The sequence below is a fragment of the Saccharibacillus sp. WB 17 genome (assembly GCF_008634075.2).
In the GTDB taxonomy this organism is placed as follows: domain Bacteria; phylum Bacillota; class Bacilli; order Paenibacillales; family Paenibacillaceae; genus Saccharibacillus; species Saccharibacillus brassicae.
On sequence record NZ_VPFK02000024.1, the window covers coordinates 290,459 to 308,737 of the forward strand.

Sequence of the window (18,279 nt, forward strand, 5' to 3'; positions counted from 1 at the left end):
ATTCGCGGCGGAGCGTTTTTGTTTGGGCCGCGCGCATTTTTCGCAAACGGACCGGGCTGCGGCCTCAAGGCTTTAAGGCCGCAAAGAAGCGGAAAACTTTTCGACGCTCCACTCCCCCGCGTAGAACCGGTCCAGCGACCGGCTCCACAAACTTTCACGGGCCGCCGCCGTTTTGGGATCGGCTGCCGCGCCGGCTGCGGCAGCCGGGCGACCGGCCTGCAGATCGGGTAGCCAGCGTACCAGCTGCGCGCTGCCCGGCTCGTCGTAGATTGCGCGCAGGACGGGCAGGTGTCCCGTGGAGGCATACCAATCGCTCTGCGCTTCGCGGCCCGTCACATACGAGATCCAGAGGGAAGCCTCGCGTGAGCGTTCCGTGTCGGCTGTAATGCCGAAACAGCGCAGTGCCGCTGTACGCGCGGCGAAAGCGAGCGGCCGAAGCCGGGAAGTGTCCGAGTCTTCGGCGCCCAGTTTGGACAGTCGGTCGACCGCGAGCCCCAGTTCGCGGGCGTCGACCTTTTCGCGCAGCGTCGCGGTCGGTCGTCCTTCCTGGGCGGACATTCTGGACAGATACGTCCGACCGCGCAGCGTGCCGGCCAGGTTCAGCGAACGCTTCAATCCGGCCGTCTCGGTATCCGGTTCGGTCCACAGCGCGATCAAGGCCGCAAAAGCCCGAACGTCGCCGGACGGCAGGCCAAGCGCCGGTGCGGGATCGGCGGCGCGGCCTGCCGACGATTGGCCGCCGGCCGCCGGCGAAGCCCACGCTTCCCAGTCTGCGGCAGTCTGCGGCAGCTCGCCGGACGTCTGCTCGAACCGCCGCGGGTCCCAGACGGCCCCGTACGGATCGAGGTCGAGCGGCACGGCCCAGCGGTAGCCGTTCCATTCGACCGAAGCCGCCGGCAGCGGCAGCGAATCGGCGGCGGCGGCCACGCCCGCTTCGTACAGATCGGCGGGCAGCAGCCGGCCGGCGGAAGCGAAGTCCGCTACCCACGCTCCGTCGAGCATCAAGACGTCGGGTTCCCGTCCGGACTCGTACGCTTCGCGGTACGTTTTGTAAGCCTGTCCCGGCGCCACGTTGACGAGCGTGACGACCGTTCCCGAACGGCGTTCGTATTCGGCATTGACGGACTGGAGCGCTTCGAATTCTTCCGAAGCCATCATCGTGTACACTTCGATATCGCGCAGCGGCCGTTCGGACTGGCCTCCTCCAAGCGCCGCCGATCCGGTGCCCGCGCGCGGCTGCGGGCCGGAATCGGAAGTTTCGGGCAGAGAAGGCGACAAATTGATCAGGGCAAGCAGCAGTACGCCGAACAGCACGAGATGATTTTTTCGCTTCAAAGTCCGTCCCCTCCTTTTCCTGATTTCCCTATTGTAACAAACGATCCTTTTTCCAACCAAAAAAAGAATCCGGTAGCAAAACCGGATTCTTTCTATATTTAGGCGAGCNCCGTTGCTTGCCGCGTCCAGATACGGATGGTCAATCTGTTCCGGGTCGCCGACGAGCACCATCTTGCTGCCTTCCCCGGCGCGCGAGATGATCGTTTTCACTTCGTGGCGGGACAAATTCTGTGCTTCGTCGATAATGATGAACTGCGAAGGAATAGAGCGGCCGCGAATATAGGTCAGCGCTTCGACCTGAATGCTGCCGAGTCCCATCAGAATCTTGTCGATATCGCCCGCGCTTTTCGTATCGAACAAAAACTCCAGGTTGTCATAGATCGGCTGCATCCACGGACGAAGCTTTTCTTCCTTCTCGCCGGGCAGATAGCCGATATCTTTGCCCATCGGCACGACGGGCCGCGCGACGAGCAGCTTTTTGTACTTGCGCTCGTCTTCGACTTTCATCAGGGCCGCGGCGAGCGCCAGCAGCGTCTTGCCCGTGCCCGCTTTGCCGGTAATCGTCACGAGCGGAATATCGTCCGACAGCAGCAGTTCGAGCGCCATGCGCTGCTGGGCGTTGCGGGCTCCGATGCCCCAGACCGGATCGTGTCCCTGAAACAGCGGGTCCAGCCGGTTCGCTTCGGCATTCAGCTTCACGAGCGCCGATTTGCCGCCGGCTTCGTCTTTGAGAATCGCGAACTCGTTCGGGTAGAGCCGCTCCGCCGCTCCGCCGACTTCGGAGACGAACACGTACTTGTCGCGGTAAAAACGGTCCACGATCTCTTCCGGCACCTGCAGCGTCACGTAACCGGCGTAGAGCGAGTCGGGATCGGCGGCCCGGTCCGTCATATAATCCTGCGCGAGCACGCCGAGCACGTCGGCTTTGACGCGAACGAGCACGTCTTTGCTGACCATGATCACGGGCCGTGCTTCACTGTCGGGCAAATTTTGCTGTTCGTTATGATAATTAAGCGCAACGGCCAGAATGCGATTGTCGTTCGTCATCTCGCCGAACTTGTCCTGCATGCTCTGGAAGCTGCGATGATTGAGTTCAACCCGGAGTGTCCCGCCCGATTCGAGCGTGACTCCGTCATGCAGATGCCCCCGTTCCCGCAGGGCGTCCAATTCCCGCGATACGCTTCGGGCATTGCGTCCGATCTCGTCGGCCAGCCTTTTTTTCGAATCGATTTCTTCCAGCACCGTAGCCGGAATCACCACTTCATGTTCCTGGAACGAAAAAATGGAGCGCGGATCATGCAGCAGAACGTTGGTATCGAGAACAAAAAGCTTTTTCACGAGAAATCCCTCCCGAGGCTTAATGGAACACGAGTCTGATTCATTCGCGGTGCGCTTCACACGAGCCGTCCAAAACCGGGCCTCACCCCCTTTCAATCGCCGTCCAAAGGAAAAAAAGCCTGCGGAAAACCGCTAGGCTTTTTTCATGGCGCTCATGACCTGTCCGTCCAGCGTTTCGGCGGCGCGCAGGTCGAGCATACGGGTATAGACGGGAGGCGAAGACAGATGCGCTCCGTAAAAAAGAGCGTTGCGCACCGCTTCGACTTCGACGTCGAAACAGCACATTTTGAACGGTACGTCCTGCAGCGGGTCCTGCGCGACGACCGCCGTTCCGTTGACGGCGTACACTTTCTCGCCCCCGAACACGGTGAGGGTCACCTTCGGGTTGGCCAGGATATTGCGGACCAGGCGTGAACGATGGTCCACCACAAACCGGAGCGTGCCCGGATTGACGGCATAAACCCAGGAAATCGCCGTTGAAGTCGGACCTTGCGTCTCGGCATCGACGGTGGCCAACAAGGCGAAAGTCTCGCCCTGCAGCTGCGTGAAAAGGGTCTCGGTCAATTGCGTAACGGCTTCGGACATGACGTGGCCTCCTATACGGCATCTGATCGGAATAGTCGCAAGAACGTTTCTGTTGCTAATCCGATTATATCACACCGGCAAAAGAGCATTCAATCAAGGCGAAGCTTCCGCCGCGGCAGCGCGGTGATTGCCGGCGAGCTCGTCTTTGAGCGCCTGCTTGGCGGCGGACAGCTCGCCGTCGTTAATATATACGAACGGACTGTTCCACGTGCCGGACACTTTCGGGAAACGGATATTCTCTTTGGGGATATCCCAATACGTTCTGACCAGATTGAGAATCTGCTTGTTCTCCAGATCGGTCTCCGTATTGTGCGCCACCGCGTCGATCAACGAACCGGATTTGGTCAGCGCGTTGAACGACTGCACTTTGTCCATGATCGCGCCGATGACCTGCTGCTGGCGCTGGTTGCGGCTGAAGTCGTCCGACGGTGCCGTCGGCGGCGTACAGTTCGTTTTGCGGTAGCGCACGTAATCGAGCGCGCTTTTGCCGTCCAGCTTCTGCAGGCCGGCTGTAAGATCGATGTTCGTGCCGTCCGCCGTATCTTTGTAGCACATGTCCATCGTCACGTCGACTTCGATGCCTCCGAGGGCGTCGACGATGTCGCGCAGGCTCTCGAAGTTGACGACCGTCACGTAGTCGAGCGGAATGTCGAAATATTTGCCGAGCATCCGCTGCATCGCTTCTTTGGCTTCGCCTTCTCCCTTTTTTTCCTGAGCCAGGAAAGCGGGGTAGTACGCGTTGACTTTGCGGACTTTGTAGCCTTCGAGTTCAATCCGCGTATCGCGGGGCAGCGATACGACGGTCGCGGTGTCGGTATTCGGATTCAGCGCCGCCACCATCACAACGTCGGTGAGATGGGAACCGGTCTCCGTCCGAAAATCGGTGCCGAGCAGCGCCATCGCGATCGGCTGCGTATCGGCGGGCTTGGCCGGTTCGCCGCCTGTGCCGATCGACTGCGATTTCTGGTATACCCAACCGAAATACAATCCGGCCGCGGCGATCAACAAAATCAGAAAAATGACGAAGAACGTCCAGAAGCGTTTGGCGCCGCTTTTTTTCTTTTGGCCTGCGGGCCGGCGTCCGCCGCCGTTGCCTCCGGAACCTCCGGCGCTGCGGCGGACCGGCGGCGCTTCCGCGGGCTTGGCGCCGCGGGCTGCGTTGGAACGCGGCGGAAGGCCGCCTCCTTGTGTACTGCTCATGTCTATCCAGCTCCTTCTCTTGTGCGATCCGCACGAATCGGGCAGGCGGCCTCTTGTCAAGACCGTCTGCCGTTTTCCGTACAAACGAAAACAGGGTCCGCACGCCACCCCGGCGGCGGACCCTGTTCGCCGAACCGCCTGTCGTCTCGTAAATCAGACGCGGGCGGGGCGGGAAAAGTTACCGATTGCTTGCTTTTGTCGTACTATGGCTTACAGGCTCGCTTGAGCCGCTTTGCGTTGTTTCTCGAAACGTTCGCGCTCGCCTTTGTTCAGGACTTTTTTACGCATCCGAACGTTTTTAGGCGTGATTTCGCAATACTCGTCGTCATTGAGGTACTCCAGCGCTTGCTCCAGCGAGAACAGGCGAGGCGTCTTCATTTTGACCGTATCGTCTTTGGTCGCGGAACGTACGTTGGTCAGCTGCTTTTCACGGCAGATGTTCACGACGATGTCGTTGTCGCGAGTGTTCTCGCCGACGATCATGCCTTCGTATACTTCGGCACCCGGTTCAACGAACAGCGTACCGCGATCCTCGACGCCGAGAATGCCGTACAGCGTCGCGTTGCCGTTCTCGGTCGAGACGAGTACGCCCTGGTGACGTCCGCCGACCTGTCCGCCGATCAGCGGGCCGTAGCTGTCGAACGCATGGTTCATGACGCCGTATCCGCGCGTCAAGCTCAGGAAGTTCGTGCGGTATCCGATCAGGCCGCGAGCCGGGATCAGGAACTCCAGGCGAACCTGGCCTGTACCGTTATTGATCATGTTGACCATTTCGGCTTTGCGTGCGCCGAGGCTTTCCATGACGGCGCCCGTGCTTTCTTCCGGCACGTCGATCAGCAGGCGTTCGATCGGCTCCATTTTCTTGCCGTCGACTTCTCTGACGATAACTTCCGGCTTGGATACTTGAAGCTCGTATCCTTCGCGGCGCATGTTCTCGATCAGGATGCCGAGGTGAAGCTCGCCGCGTCCCGATACGATGAACGCATCCGGGCTGTCGGTCTCGTCCACGCGCAGGCTGACGTCGGTCTCGAGTTCGAAGAACAGACGGTCGCGCAGTTTGCGGGAAGTGACCCATTTGCCTTCGCGGCCCGCAAACGGGCTGTTGTTGACGAGGAACGTCATCTGCAGCGTAGGCTCGTCGATCTTGAGGACCGGCAGAGCTTCCGGATTTTGCGGATCGGCGATCGTCTCGCCGATGTTGATGTCCTTGATGCCTGCGATGGCGATGATGTCGCCCGCGCCGGCTTGGTCCGTCTCGATCCGCTTCAGGCCCTGGAAGCCGAACAGTTTCTCGATGCGCGCCTGCTTCATGCCGCCGTCGCGTGTCATGACCGCAACGGATTGTCCTTGACGGATAATGCCGCGGTTGACGCGACCGATTGCGATCCGGCCGAGGTATTCGTTGTAGTCCATCAGCGTAACGAGGAACTGCAGCGGCTCATCGACGCTTTCCGTCGGCGACGGAATGTTCTCGATGATCGTGTCGTACATTGCCTTCATGTTGTCGTCCTGCTGCTCGGCGTTTTTGCTCGACGTGCCGTTCAGTGCGGAAGCGTACACGACAGGGAATTCAAGCTGTTGATCGTTTGCGCCCAGTTCGATGAACAGGTCGAGCACTTCGTCGATGACTTCCGACGGACGAGCGGCCGGACGGTCGATTTTGTTGACGACGACGATCGGAGTCAGGTTGTGCGCAAGCGCTTTGCCCAATACGAAACGGGTCTGCGGCATGCAGCCTTCGTAAGCGTCCACGACGAGCAGAACGCCGTCGACCATCTTCATGATGCGTTCCACTTCGCCGCCGAAGTCGGCGTGTCCTGGCGTATCCACGATGTTGATCAGGTAATCTTTATAAGGAATCGCCGTATTTTTCGCCAGAATCGTAATGCCGCGTTCTCTTTCGAGATCGTTGGAGTCCATGGCGCGCTCTTGGACATGCTCGTGGTCGCGGAAAATACCGGATTGCTGAAGCAGTTTGTCAACGAGCGTGGTTTTACCATGGTCGACGTGAGCGATAATCGCGATATTGCGAATTTCTTGTCTTGAATGCATGAATGGAATGTTCCCTTCTCTATTAAAAATGTTTAAAAAACTTGTACTCGGTGTATACGGGCCTAGGCTTCTCACAAAAGAAGCGTCTGGCAAAACCGCCGACGCTCCTCGATCCCTTTGATTATACACGATTTTCATAAAATTTCAAGACTTTTTACATTCTGCGCTTGCCGCGGCGTCCGGCGGGCTGAATTTCAGGCCAAAACACGAGCCACGCTCCCGACAAAATCAGCAAAACCGAGAAAGCGTAGAGAAAAAACGGGCCGAGCAGGCTGAAAATGAACAGTACGAGCGACAGCACGATCAGGCCGAGGGAAGCGTAATAGATCCCTTTGGGCCGGACCGGGCCGAGCAGCGCGTATTCATACAGCCCGAGTCCCGGACCGAGCAGGAACGCCGGCCACAGCACTTCGATCAACCCGAATCCCCACGTGTTGCACAGCGAGAACACAAGTCCGTACACGGTCAGCGTCCCTCCGGGAATCAACGCCCAGGCGGGAAGCGCGCGCGAGGCGAAAGCCAGGTGCAGGGCCACGCCGGGAAGCAGGATCAGGAGCGGCCAGAAGACCCGGCCCAGAAAAGCGAATACGCCCCATTGTCCCAAGAGAATGATCAGTCCGGCAGTTAAAATAAAAATTCCGACAGCCTTTTTATCGTTTTTTGACATCCCGAGTCTCCTCTTGCGGAATTTTCGCGTTTTCCTGGCATGCGCCGCCAAGCGAGCATCCCATCCTTTTTATTATCGGACGTGTTCGGCCTTTTATTCAGATAATTGCCAAAATTCCGCCTTGTTTTTGCCGCGGCTCAGAACCAGTCCGGATTGATCGCGGCCGAGGCGGCGGTCTCTTCGACGCGGAGGCGGGAACCGCCCGCGAACAGTTCGATCGTCTCGGTGCCTGCGGCCGCTTCTTCGATCAGGCGTTCGAGATTCGGCGTCATCGCTTCGACCTTGTTCACGATGCGCAGATTCGGATTGGTCGTCGGCGATTTCGGCACGAACAGCGTACAGCAGTCTTCATACGGCAAAATGGAAATGTCGTACGTGCCGATCGCGCGCGACAGGCGAATGATCTCGTCTTTGTCCGTCATGACGAGCGGCCGCAAAATCGGCAGCTCGGTCGCGCGTTCGATCACGTTCATGCTCGGCAGCGTCTGGCTCGCCACCTGGCCGAGACTTTCGCCCGTAATGAGCGCCAGCGCTTTTTCCCGCTCCGCGACTATGGTCGCGATCCGCAGCATCGCCCGCCGCATCAGCGTGATCATCAGATTGTCCTGCCCCATCTGCGTGAACGACGTCTGGACTTCGGTAAAAGGCACGACGTGCAGACGCACTTTGCCCGCGTATTCGGCCAGCGCCTGCGCCAGGTCGACCACTTTTTCCTTGGCCTGCTCGCTCGTGAACGGATAGCTGTGGAAATGGATACACTCGACTTCCAGCCCCCGGCGCAGCGAAGACCAGCCGGCGACAGGGCTGTCGATTCCGCCGGACAGCAGCAGCAGCGCCTTGCCGTTCGTACCGAGCGGGAAACCGCCCGCGCCGGGAATGACTTCGCCGAACACGTAAGCGGCTTTGTCGCGAATCTCGACCCGCAGTTCAAGCTCCGGTTCCCGGACGTCCACTTTCAGCAGCGGGAACCGTTTGAGCAGCGGCGCGGCAATAAGCGGATTGGACTCCTGCGAAGAATGCGGAAACTCTTTCCACACGCGGCGGACGTTCGTTTTGAACTTCGTTTCCCGCGTGATGTCCATCGCTTCGACCAGTTCGCCGGCCGCGCGCGCGATCTCTTCCAGTTCGGGCCGCACGGCCCGGACCGGACTCATCGACGTCATGCCGAACACGTTTTGCAGCACGGGAATGAGCGTCTCGACGTTCTCGCTGCCCGGATCGACGTAGATGCGTCCGAACTCGCGGCGGATCTTCGCGTCCGGGTACGGGCGCAGCAGGGCGCGGACGTGTTCGACCGCGGCTTTTTCGAATCGTGCGCGGTTGCGGCCTTTGAGTGTCACTTCGCCGAACCGCAGCAGCAGGTAATCGTATTTTTTCATTCGTTATCGTTTTCTCCCTTCAAACGGCGCCAGCCGGCCCACGGCCTTGTCCAGCGCCTCCGACAGCAGCCGGATCTGTTCTTGCGTATGTTCTTCTCCGAGGCTCAGGCGGATGCCCGACGTCGCGTGCGGACGGTCCCGGCCCATCGCTTCGAGGACCCGGCTCGGTTTCTCGGTCTTCGCCGCGCAGGCGGACTGCGCCGATACCAGCACCCCGAGCTCTTCCAGCGTATGCAGAATGACCTGCGATTTCAAGCCCGGAAACGTAAAATGCACGATATGCGGAGCGGCCTGCGCCGGCTCGGTCAGCGTCAGCGCCCCGTGCCGCCGCACTTCCGCCGCGAGCGTCTCCCGCAGCGCGTTCAGCCGCGCCGCGCGCTGCGCCTGCCCTTCCGCCGCGAGGCGAAACGCTTTGGCCGCGCCCACGATCGAAGCGACGTTCTCCGTGCCGGCGCGCATGCCGTTCTCCTGGCTGCCGCCCGACAACAGCGGCAGCAGCTTGACGCCGCTGCGCGCCATGAGCAGGCCGACGCCGCGGGGACCGCCGTTTTTGTGCGCCGATACGCTGTACAGGTCGATCCCGGCGGCTTGAAGATCAAGCGGCAGGCGGCCAAAGCCCTGTACTCCGTCGACATGCAGCAGCACGCGCGGATGAAGGGATTTGAGCCGCCGGCCGATCTCTTCGACCGGCTGCACGGCGCCCGTCTCGTTGTTCACGTGCATGACGCTGACGAGCGCCGTCCGTTCGTTGACCGCATGCAGCAGTCTTTCGGGCGAGACGGTTCCGTCGGCTTCCGGCCGGACGTAAGACACTTCGAAGCCGAAGTCTTCCAACTGGCGGCAGCTGGCATATACGGAAGCATGCTCGATCGCGGTCGTCACGATATGGTTCCTGCCGTCGCTGCGGCCGAGCATCGTGCCCTTGATCGCCAGATTGTTGCTTTCCGTCGCTCCGGAAGTGAACAGTACTTCCCCGGGCGTTACGCCGAGTGCCGCCGCGCACACTTCGCGCGCGCGCCGGAGCAGCCGGGCCGCGTCCTGCCCGGCGCGGTGGATCGACGACGGATTGCCGCTGTGTGCCTCCATCACCTGGGCGACGGTCGCAATGACGTCGGGATGGGTGGGCGTCGAAGCCGCATGGTCGAAATTAAGCATACACCGGAACCTTCTTTCGTTTTCTTATGGGACTTGTTTTTTATAGGAATTGTTTTCTTGGGGGACTTGTCGTTTGCCGAAGCCAGGGCGAGATTCCCTCGGACGGCAAAAAGATCAAAAAGGGAAAGTCGAGCTTTCCTTTTTGATCTTCGCCTGCGCCGAATCGGCTCAAATGTATTTCGCCTGGGCCGTTTCGACCCTGCCGATATAATTTTGCGTTTCTCGCGGAAGCTGGTCGAACTTGGCGTTCAAATCGCTTTCGGTCCGGATGCCCAGACGCTGGAGCGTGCCCGGCCCCGCGTTGTAAGCCGCGAGCGCCAACCGCTGCGACCCGTCGAACCGAAGCAGCATCGAAGCGATATAGCTTGCGCCCCCGTTGATATTCTGCTCGGGATCGAACGAATTTTTGACGCCCAAACCGGCGGCCGTTCCGTCCATGAGCTGCATCAATCCTTTGGCCCCGGCGCCCGATTGGGCGTTCGGGTTGAAGGAAGATTCCGCGTCGATGATCCCGTTGATCAACGACTGCGGAATGCCGAATCTGGAACTTGCCGCCTGCACGAGGTCCGCGTATTGGGCCGCGTTGCTGTTCGGCGTGCCGGATCTGACGGTCGGTTCCGACACGTTCGGCATGCTGATCTTGGCGGACGAACGGTCCAGCGAAGCGCCGGCGGCACCGGGCGAGTCCGAAGCGCTGTCCAGCGACATGGCACCGGGCTTGAGCTTGCCCATCTGGTCGGCCGGCAGCGCGATCGCGTCGAGCGTCTTCATCAGCTCCTGCGCCGAAATTGAAGCGGTGCCGGACTGGTCCATCTTCTGCTGCAGCAGCGTGGCAAAGACCGACGAGTCGATCTTGCCCTGTTCCATGCTCTTGAGCGAAGATTTGTCCAGATTCATACTGTCTATCCACTGCAGCTCGATCAGCTGCTTGGCCGTCCTCGGATCGATAATCATCCTTACACTCCCTTTCCAGCGTTGATCCGGAATCTCGGTGTCGTTAAGAACGCGGAGCGCTCATGCGGCGCTGGCTCAAATAATCGCTCTCGTAGTAGTCCAGATCGTCACGCAGTTCTTCGTACGTTTTGGTCACGTCGAGAATGACTTCGCGGGCCGGAGCCGCGATATGTCTGCGGAAGCGAATCGCTTCCTGGCCGGTGTACGCGTAGCGGCCGTCTTCGGCATAACATTCGTTTTTCGGGTAAAAGAAGCTGTTGATCACGTTGTGGTATACCTTATACAGCGTATCTTCCGCGGAATTGACGTCGAAATTGGCCCGACGCAGCAGCACTCCGATTTTTTCGGAGGACGTTTCCGAGAATACGAGCAGATGGCGAAGATCGGACAAGAACCCTTTGTAATAGGCGACTTCTTCCTCTTCCTGCGATTCGGCAAGTTGAGGCAGAGAGTATTCATTCAAAAAGTCTTCGATTCTCACGATGGCGGCTTTCAACTTATCCCTGGTCGATTCACACATTTTCTGTACGTTAGACGCTGACATAACGGCGTTTCCCCCTTGGTATTTGATCGCGCGAAGGCGCGAAGCGGGCTTCCTTGCAAACCCTGTCCCTGCTCCGTCCATCGTAGCATAAAATTAAAGTAAAAGCATCCGCAAAGGGCCTGTGCCCCGCCGCCGATAAACAATCGTGATAAGCGGTCCTTGCCGTGAAAAAAGATCGGATTCGAGGCGGGTCTTCGGAAGCTGCAAAAGAATGCGCCGAAAGATCCCTGTACCCGTTACTTAACCGGCAGCGCGATTTCAAAACGTCTGCATGGCGCGGGCCGCGGCCGTCGCGACAATGAAGCCCAAGCAAAACGGCGTCCGTCTCCTTCTTGCGAAGGAAACGGACGCCGCCAAATCGAAGTGTTCGTGCAAAACATTCGGTTCCCGACCGTGCCTGGGGCGCGATCAAGATTTGAGGTTGCGCAGTTCGGAAAGCTTACCGTAAGCCGGGTTCTGTGCTACTTTGCGGTGCAGACGGGAACTACCCTCCCGCTGTGAGCGACAATCATCTGTCTAGGCCGCACATTGCTGTACGGCTCAAGCGACCAACCTAAACGCACCCCGGGCAAGGGCTGCTTCCGGCAAGCCGGAAACGGCGTTTCATTAGGTCTTGCTTCGGATGGGGTTTACCAGGGACGAAGTCACCAGCGCCCCTCGGAGTCTCTTACACTCCGGTTCCACCCTTACCTGTGCACGCCCGAAAGCGGCCATCGGCGGTCCATTTCTGTGGCACTAATCCTTCAGCTCGCGCTGACTGGACGTTATCCAGCATCCTGCCCTGCGAAGCCCGGACTTTCCTCCCGTACCGCCTTACGCGGCACCGGCGATTGTCTGTTAAACTTTCCTTGAGCAACGGCATTTATTATACCGCGAATTCCCGCGGGTGACAAGCCTTTTTTCTTGACATGAACTTCTTCCTACACGAAACGGAACGGTTCCGTATTCGGTTCGGAAGCGTGGACGGTCGTCTCGCTGCCGCTCTTGCGCAGCATCTCGCCCAAAATATTCGCCACTTCGCGCTTCATGATTTTCTCCGAGTTGTGGCCGGGATCGATAATCGCGAGTCCCGCCATCAGCGCGTCATGCGCCGTATGGTAATCGATATCGCCGGTGATCAGCACGTCGGCTCCCTGACGGAGCGCATGGTGAATATAGCGGCTGCCCGATCCGCCGAGCACGGCCGCTTTTTTGATTACGCGCTCCGCATCGCCGACGACGCGGGCCGCCGGCACGTCGAAGCCTCGCTTGACGACTTCTGTCAGTTCGCCCAGCGTCCTGGGCTGCGCCAGCTTACCGATACGGCCAAGACCGTACGCTTTGCCCGTCTGCTCAAGCTTATAGAGGTCGTACGACACTTCTTCGTAAGGATGCGCGTTCAACATGCCCCGGATCGCTTTGGAGCGTGCGCTTTCCGGCAGCACGGTCTCGATCCGGATCTCTTCGGCGCGCTCCAGCTTGCCGGGGCTGCCCAAATGCGGGTTCGTCCCTTCGCCCGGCAGAAAAGTGCCTGTGCCTGCCGTGCTGAAGCTGCAGTGCGAATAGTCGCCGATCGTGCCTGCGCCGGCAGACAGCAGCGCGTCGAGCACGCCCTGATGATGGCTTGACGGCACATGGACGACGAGCTTGTACAGCGGCTCGCGCTGCAGTTCTTCGAGCGGCTTCGGTTCGACGATGCCGACGAGGTCGGCCATCCAGTCGTTCATGCCGCCTTCGGCCACGTCCAGGTTCGTATGGCTGATATAGACGGCGATATCGTGCTTGATCAATTTTTCGTACAGGGCGCCCATCGGCGTATCGGTGCGCAAGTTCGCAAGCGGCCGGAAAATGATCGCGTGATGCGCGACGATCAGATTGGCGCCGAGTGCAATCGCTTCGTCCACCACTTCGGGCGTCACGTCAAGCGCGACGAGCACTTTCGGGATTTCCTTGTTCAGCGTGCCGAGCTGCAGGCCGATTTTGTCGTTCTCTACGGCCAGCGCTTTGGGCGCGAACTTCTCCATCAGTTGGACAACGGTTTGTCCTTTGGCAAACATGCCAGCACCTCCTTGAGCCGTTGAATACGGCGTTCGAGCAATTCTTTTTTGCCGCGTGCGTCTTCGCTATCCGAGCGGCCCATCGATGCCGCAACCCCTTCCAGCTTCGCGATCTCGCTCCGCCATTTGCGGCGGAACACCGGCGAAGCTTCGCGCACGAGAAAAGGGCCCAAGTCAAGCAGCTCGTCGGCTTCGAGCCGGACCGGCGGCTCGCCCACGGTCGTCGGCGCGTACAGGCGCGCATTGTCCGCTTCCGCCGAGAGACTGCGGTCCCCGGTCAGCACTTCGTAAATCTTGCCGTCTTCTTCGAGGATATGTTCCTCCGTCAGCAGCCAGCCTTCCCGCAGCAGCCAGCGGCGCACGAGATCTTCGCCGACGTTCGGCTGCAGAATCAACCGCTGCACGCCGGCAAGCTTGGCTTTGCCTTCGGTCAAAATGCGGACGATCAACGCGCCGCCCATGCCGGCGATCGTAATGACGTCCGCTTCGCCCGCTTCGATCGCGGCCAGACCGTCGCCGAGCCGCACCTCGATCTGGCCCTGCAGTCCCGCTTCCGCGACCTGCTTCGACGCGGCGTCGTAAGGGCCGCGATTGACCTCGCCCGCGATCGCCGAAGGAACGCGGCCTTCGCGCACCGCGAAAGTCGGCAGCAGCGCATGGTCCGAGCCGATGTCCGCCAGGCGGCTGCCGGGCGGGATCAACCCGCAAATCTTGTTCAAACGTTCCGATAATTTCATACAGACACCCACGCAATCCATTTTTTTCGCCAGACAAATAAGAAGATGAACGCCAGCGCCAGCTTGCCGAGGATGTACAAAATGATGCCGTCCGTCGTATTCTGGCGCAGCAGCAGGTCGTCGAGCTCCGGCATGAACCAGAGCGTGATGCCGACCGCGAAGTAAATCGAAGCGAAGCGTTTCGCTTTATGATGGGCGAGCCAGCTGAGCCACAGCAGCAGCATGCTGAGCGGCACCCAGAGCAGTTGGAGCATCGGCCAGGAAGCCGCCGGATTCATCTGCCCGAAAAATTTGGCGTACAGCAGAATCAGCGCGCCCCAGCCGCAGTAATGCAGCAGTCCGCTCGGCACGATCATCCCGACCGCCAACCAGACGACGGCGCATACCGCGATCAATCCGAGCATGGCCATCGGTTCCTGCCAGCCGTTGAGCCGAATCATCCACGCCCCGAGGCCGAGCAGCACGATGCTGCCGATCGCGTACAGCATCTGCCCGCCCATGCCGCCCATCCAGGCTCTTCCCCTGGCGTATGTACCGAGCCCGTAGCAGAACGAGACAAGCGCCGCGATCGCGGCCGCCTGAAACGGCCAATCCAGAATCGGGAAATAGAACCCGATCAGGAAGATCAGCGCCACGCTGATAAACGAAAGCGCCCACAGCTTGAAATTGCCCTTTTTCAGTTCGGTGACCGACAAAGTGCTTTTCTGGGTCTGCGTCGCCTCGTCGTCATATAAGTTTAACAAAAAATCGCAGTAATGTTCGGGCAAAAGTTTGCCTTTGCGCCAATTTTCGATCTCCATAATAATGACTCTCTTTTTTTCCCGTTCCAAAAGCGCTCCTCCTCCATGACTGAAGCCGTTCTCTTCTTCTATATCGGCAGGTCGCTTCGCCGCGATTAAGCGGACGCGCATTTTTCTGCCGCGAACCGGCTTGTCCCCGTCGACAAGCGGACGCGAACATTCTTCTACGACCAGTCTACCCGGAAAGAATCGTCCCGCCTATCCGGCGCTTTGCATAAACATCCGGGACTTTTGATCGTGAACGAAACGAATCCGACGGGTGCGGGCAGGTTTTGAGGCAAAAAAACGCCGGAGCGGCGCTCCGGCGTTCGGCTGTGCGTATCCGGTTCTATTCGAGGAAATCTTTGAGACGCTTGCTGCGGCTCGGATGACGAAGTTTGCGCAGCGCTTTGGCTTCGATCTGGCGTATCCGCTCGCGGGTCACGCCGAACACTTTGCCAACTTCTTCGAGCGTGCGCGTACGTCCGTCGTCCAGGCCGAAACGCAGCCGGAGCACGTTCTCCTCGCGGTCGGTCAGCGTGTCGAGCACGTCTTCGAGCTGCTCCTTGAGCAGTTCGTAAGCCGCGGCGTCGGCCGGAGCCAACGCTTCCTGGTCTTCGATAAAGTCGCCGAGGTGCGAATCGTCTTCTTCGCCGATCGGCGTCTCCAGCGATACCGGCTCCTGCGCGATCTTCATGATCTCGCGCACTTTCTCGACGCTGAGTTCCATCTCCGCCGCGATTTCTTCGGGCGACGGCTCGCGTCCGTATTCCTGCAGCAGTTGGCGGGAGACCCGAATCAGCTTGTTGATCGTCTCGACCATATGCACCGGAATCCGGATGGTACGCGCCTGGTCGGCGATCGCGCGGGTAATGGCCTGACGAATCCACCAGGTGGCATACGTACTGAATTTGAACCCTTTTTTGTAATCGAACTTTTCTACCGCTTTGATCAGACCCATGTTGCCTTCCTGGATCAGGTCCAGGAACAGCATGCCGCGGCCGACGTAGCGTTTGGCGATGCTGACGACAAGCCGAAGATTGGCTTCCGCCAGCCTGCGCTTGGCTTCGTCGTCGCCTTCCATGATCCGCTTCGCCAACTGGACTTCGTCGTCGGCGGACAGCAGCGGAACGCGGCCGATTTCTTTGAGGTACATGCGCACCGGATCGTTGATCTTGATACCCGGAGGCAGCGCCAGGTCATCGTTGAATTCGAATTCCTCGCTGCCCTCCCGTTCGCGCGGCCGTGCCTGTTCTTCTTCCTCGTCCGTTTCGTCGCTCACTTCGATACCCTGGTCGCCGAGCTGCTCGTAAAACTCTTCGATCTGCTCGGGGTCCTGATCGAACGGCGACAGTTTCTCCGCAATCTCCTTGTAACTGAGATGGGATCTTTTTTTGCCGAGTTCGATCAATTGTTCTTTCACCTGTTCAAGGGTCTGTTCGCCTTCCAATTCCGTATGTTGCTCGTTCGCCATTCTAGACTCCCTCCTCCCCGGACTTCGAACCGGAAACTCGTTCGTTACTGACGCTCCAGGGCTATGATTTCACTTGCGATTTGAGCGGCGAGCAGGAAATCCCCGTCTTTTTCGGCACGGATCATCTCTTCGCGCTTGCTTTCGATGCCGCGCAGCCGGGGGAACTTGCGCACTTCCCGGATGCAGTCGTCGAGTACCTGCTCGTTCCACTCCCGCGGCCCTTCGATCATGACGATCGAGCTGACGGCTTTCTCCAGCTTCTCGTCCTGCAGCGACGAGATAAAGCGGCTGCTGTCGGGCTCGCGGTCCTGCGCGTAAAAAGCATACAGATAGGCGGCGATTGCCGCATATTCGGGTGTGTTGAACTCTTCGCCGAGGCGGGCCGCGACGTAATCGGCCGCCTGGCGGTCCTGCAGCATGAGGAACAGGAGACGGCGTTCGGCCGCCTGATGGCCCGGCAGCAGATTGCGGTCGGGACGCGACCTGCGCTGCTGCGGGAAAAAGTCTTCTTCGGCATTGGCGTAATTGCCGCCGCCGAAGCCGCTTTTTTTGCCGTAGCCTCCCTTGTTGCCGTAATCGCTTTTGTTGGTGTAATCGCTCCGCTTGCGTCCTTGGCCGCCGTACTGACCCTGCCCGCCGCCCCGGCCGCCCTGCTGGGGCCCGGAGTAGGCCGGTCCCGGATCTTCCTGACCCGGTGCCGGCCGGCTCTGTTCCTGGCGGATCAGGTTCGAATCCTGCTTCAGGCTGTCGAACGAGATGTCGACTTCCGAAGACAGGTCGCGCAGATACACTTCGCGTTCGGTCGGGGAATGCAGCGCCGCGATGATCGGCAGTGCCGCTTTGGCATAGTCGAGCCGGCCGCTTTCTTCGGCGAGCTTGTAGCCCCGCTTCAGATTGGACAACCGGAACTTCGTTGTCGACGCCGCGTCTTCCACGATCTGGCGCACGAAGCGTTCGCCGCCGTTCGACCGGATATAATCGTCCGGGTCGAGGCCGGGCGGCAGCATCGCCACCTTGACCTGCAAGCCGGCCTGCTCCAGAATCGGAATGCTTTTGAGCGCGGCGTTCTGGCCGGCATTGTCGCCGTCGTAACAGACGAGCACTTCGTCCGCCGTCGTCTTGATCATGGCGGCGTGCTGTTCGGTAAGCGACGTGCCCATCGTGGCGACGCCGTTCTGGACGCCGGCTTCCCACGCCGCGATGACGTCGCCGTAGCCTTCGAACAGGACGGCCTGCCGCTGCTTGCGGATCGCGCTTCGCGCTTGGTCGAAATTGTACAGCACCCGGCTTTTGTTGAACAACCGGCTTTCGGGCGAATTCAAGTATTTCGGCTGACCTTCGCCCAGAATCCGGCCGGCAAAGGCAATCGTTTTGCCGCTGCGGTTCGCGATAGGGAAAATGATCCGGCTGCGGAAGCGGTCGACGTAACCGTCGCCGCTCTGGCGGGCCGAGATCAATCCGCCTTTTTCCATCTCCGCCAGGTCGAACGACCGTTTGTCCAGAAACTGGACCAGCGTGTCCCAGCGGTCCGGCGCGAATCCGATCCGGAATTGTTCGATCAGCTTGTCGTTAATGCCGCGGCCGCGCAAATATTCCAGCGCGGGCAGCCCGTGCTCCGTGTTTTTCAACAGAAAATGATAAAATTTCTCGCTCCATTCGTAAGCTTGAAGGAGACGTCCGGTTTCTCGGTCTTGAGGCGACTCCGGCTTTCCGCTCGTATTCTGGAAAGGGATATGCGACTCTTCGGCCATAATCTTCACGGCTTCGGGGAAAGAAAGTCCTTCGATTTCCATCCTGAACTTGATGGCGTTGCCCCCCATGCCGCAGCCGTAGCAATAGAAGATTTGGCGATCCGGCGTCACCGTAAAAGAAGGGGTCTTTTCGGAATGGAACGGGCACAGGCCTTTCATGTACTTGCCCTGCTTGGTCAGATGAACGTGTCTGCCCACCGTCTCGACGATATCGTGCTGCGTGAGCACCGCATCGATCGTTTCCTCCGGAATATTTCCGTATTCCGTACTCATAGTAACCACCTTCTAATGAA

The 18,279-nt window shown here is 59.5% G+C and carries 14 protein-coding genes, 1 other RNA gene and 1 pseudogene; all 16 read right to left on the reverse strand.

All coding sequences use genetic code 11. From position 1 onward, the window contains the following. Nucleotides 1-72: 72 nt before the first annotated feature. The 16 genes and pseudogenes from FTE24_RS23290 to dnaG all read right to left on the reverse strand — a co-directional run bounded on the left by FTE24_RS23290 (nucleotide 73) and on the right by dnaG (nucleotide 18,259). Nucleotides 73-1,158 carry an extracellular solute-binding protein gene (locus FTE24_RS23290; RefSeq protein WP_337190053.1) on the reverse strand — a complete coding sequence of 362 codons (1,086 nt, stop codon included), beginning with the start codon at nucleotides 1,156-1,158 and terminating at the stop codon, nucleotides 73-75. A gap of 258 nt (nucleotides 1,159-1,416) precedes the next feature. Beyond that, a pseudogene (locus tag FTE24_RS23295) lies at nucleotides 1,417-2,673 on the reverse strand (PhoH family protein); the annotation flags it as partial. 132 nt (nucleotides 2,674-2,805) lie between these two features. Next, complete coding sequence (locus tag FTE24_RS13970) at nucleotides 2,806-3,258, reverse strand: pyridoxamine 5'-phosphate oxidase family protein (protein ID WP_150230298.1); 453 nt, start codon at nucleotides 3,256-3,258, stop codon at nucleotides 2,806-2,808. A 93-nt stretch (nucleotides 3,259-3,351) separates the two neighbouring features. Beyond that, the gene (locus FTE24_RS13975; protein ID WP_150230299.1) at nucleotides 3,352-4,458 is read right to left on the reverse strand and encodes an LCP family protein; all 1,107 of its coding nucleotides are present in this window, start codon (nucleotides 4,456-4,458) and stop codon (nucleotides 3,352-3,354) included. Between the two features lie 210 nt (nucleotides 4,459-4,668). After that, nucleotides 4,669-6,510, reverse strand: coding sequence for a translational GTPase TypA (gene typA / locus FTE24_RS13980; protein WP_150230302.1), 1,842 nt, complete (start codon nucleotides 6,508-6,510; stop codon nucleotides 4,669-4,671). A gap of 154 nt (nucleotides 6,511-6,664) precedes the next feature. Further along, nucleotides 6,665-7,177 (reverse strand): intracellular growth attenuator family protein, encoded by a 513-nt coding sequence (locus FTE24_RS13985; RefSeq protein ID WP_150230305.1) that lies wholly within the window; start codon nucleotides 7,175-7,177, stop codon nucleotides 6,665-6,667. Nucleotides 7,178-7,314: 137 nt separating this feature from the next. Beyond that, complete coding sequence (gene thiI, locus FTE24_RS13990; RefSeq protein ID WP_150230308.1) at nucleotides 7,315-8,556, reverse strand: tRNA uracil 4-sulfurtransferase ThiI; 1,242 nt, start codon at nucleotides 8,554-8,556, stop codon at nucleotides 7,315-7,317. A 3-nt stretch (nucleotides 8,557-8,559) separates the two neighbouring features. Beyond that, complete coding sequence (locus FTE24_RS13995; protein ID WP_150230311.1) at nucleotides 8,560-9,711, reverse strand: cysteine desulfurase family protein; 1,152 nt, start codon at nucleotides 9,709-9,711, stop codon at nucleotides 8,560-8,562. Nucleotides 9,712-9,879: 168 nt separating this feature from the next. Then, on the reverse strand, nucleotides 9,880-10,665 hold the full coding sequence (locus FTE24_RS14000) for a lytic transglycosylase domain-containing protein (RefSeq protein WP_237401761.1): 786 nt from the start codon (nucleotides 10,663-10,665) through the stop codon (nucleotides 9,880-9,882). A 43-nt stretch (nucleotides 10,666-10,708) separates the two neighbouring features. After that, nucleotides 10,709-11,209 (reverse strand): DUF3907 family protein, encoded by a 501-nt coding sequence (locus FTE24_RS14005; RefSeq protein WP_141446293.1) that lies wholly within the window; start codon nucleotides 11,207-11,209, stop codon nucleotides 10,709-10,711. Between the two features lie 430 nt (nucleotides 11,210-11,639). Then, an RNA gene (gene rnpB / locus FTE24_RS14010) (RNase P RNA component class A) lies at nucleotides 11,640-12,055 on the reverse strand. A 74-nt stretch (nucleotides 12,056-12,129) separates the two neighbouring features. Next, the gene (locus FTE24_RS14015; protein WP_150230313.1) at nucleotides 12,130-13,245 is read right to left on the reverse strand and encodes a Nif3-like dinuclear metal center hexameric protein; all 1,116 of its coding nucleotides are present in this window, start codon (nucleotides 13,243-13,245) and stop codon (nucleotides 12,130-12,132) included. Then, entirely contained in the window at nucleotides 13,212-13,982 is a 771-nt protein-coding gene (locus FTE24_RS14020; protein WP_150230315.1) for a tRNA (adenine(22)-N(1))-methyltransferase, read from the reverse strand. Before FTE24_RS14020 ends, FTE24_RS14015 begins: the two co-directional genes overlap by 34 nt. Further along, nucleotides 13,979-14,812: a hypothetical protein gene (locus FTE24_RS14025; RefSeq protein ID WP_141446296.1), complete on the reverse strand. Its 834-nt coding sequence runs from the start codon at nucleotides 14,810-14,812 to the stop codon at nucleotides 13,979-13,981. Before FTE24_RS14025 ends, FTE24_RS14020 begins: the two co-directional genes overlap by 4 nt. A 298-nt stretch (nucleotides 14,813-15,110) precedes the next feature. After that, the gene (gene rpoD, locus FTE24_RS14030) at nucleotides 15,111-16,235 is read right to left on the reverse strand and encodes an RNA polymerase sigma factor RpoD (RefSeq protein ID WP_141446297.1); all 1,125 of its coding nucleotides are present in this window, start codon (nucleotides 16,233-16,235) and stop codon (nucleotides 15,111-15,113) included. A 44-nt stretch (nucleotides 16,236-16,279) separates the two neighbouring features. Continuing rightward, a complete protein-coding gene (gene dnaG / locus FTE24_RS14035; protein ID WP_150230317.1) occupies nucleotides 16,280-18,259 on the reverse strand; it encodes a DNA primase in 1,980 nt (659 codons plus the stop codon). Nucleotides 18,260-18,279: the final 20 nt, after the last annotated feature.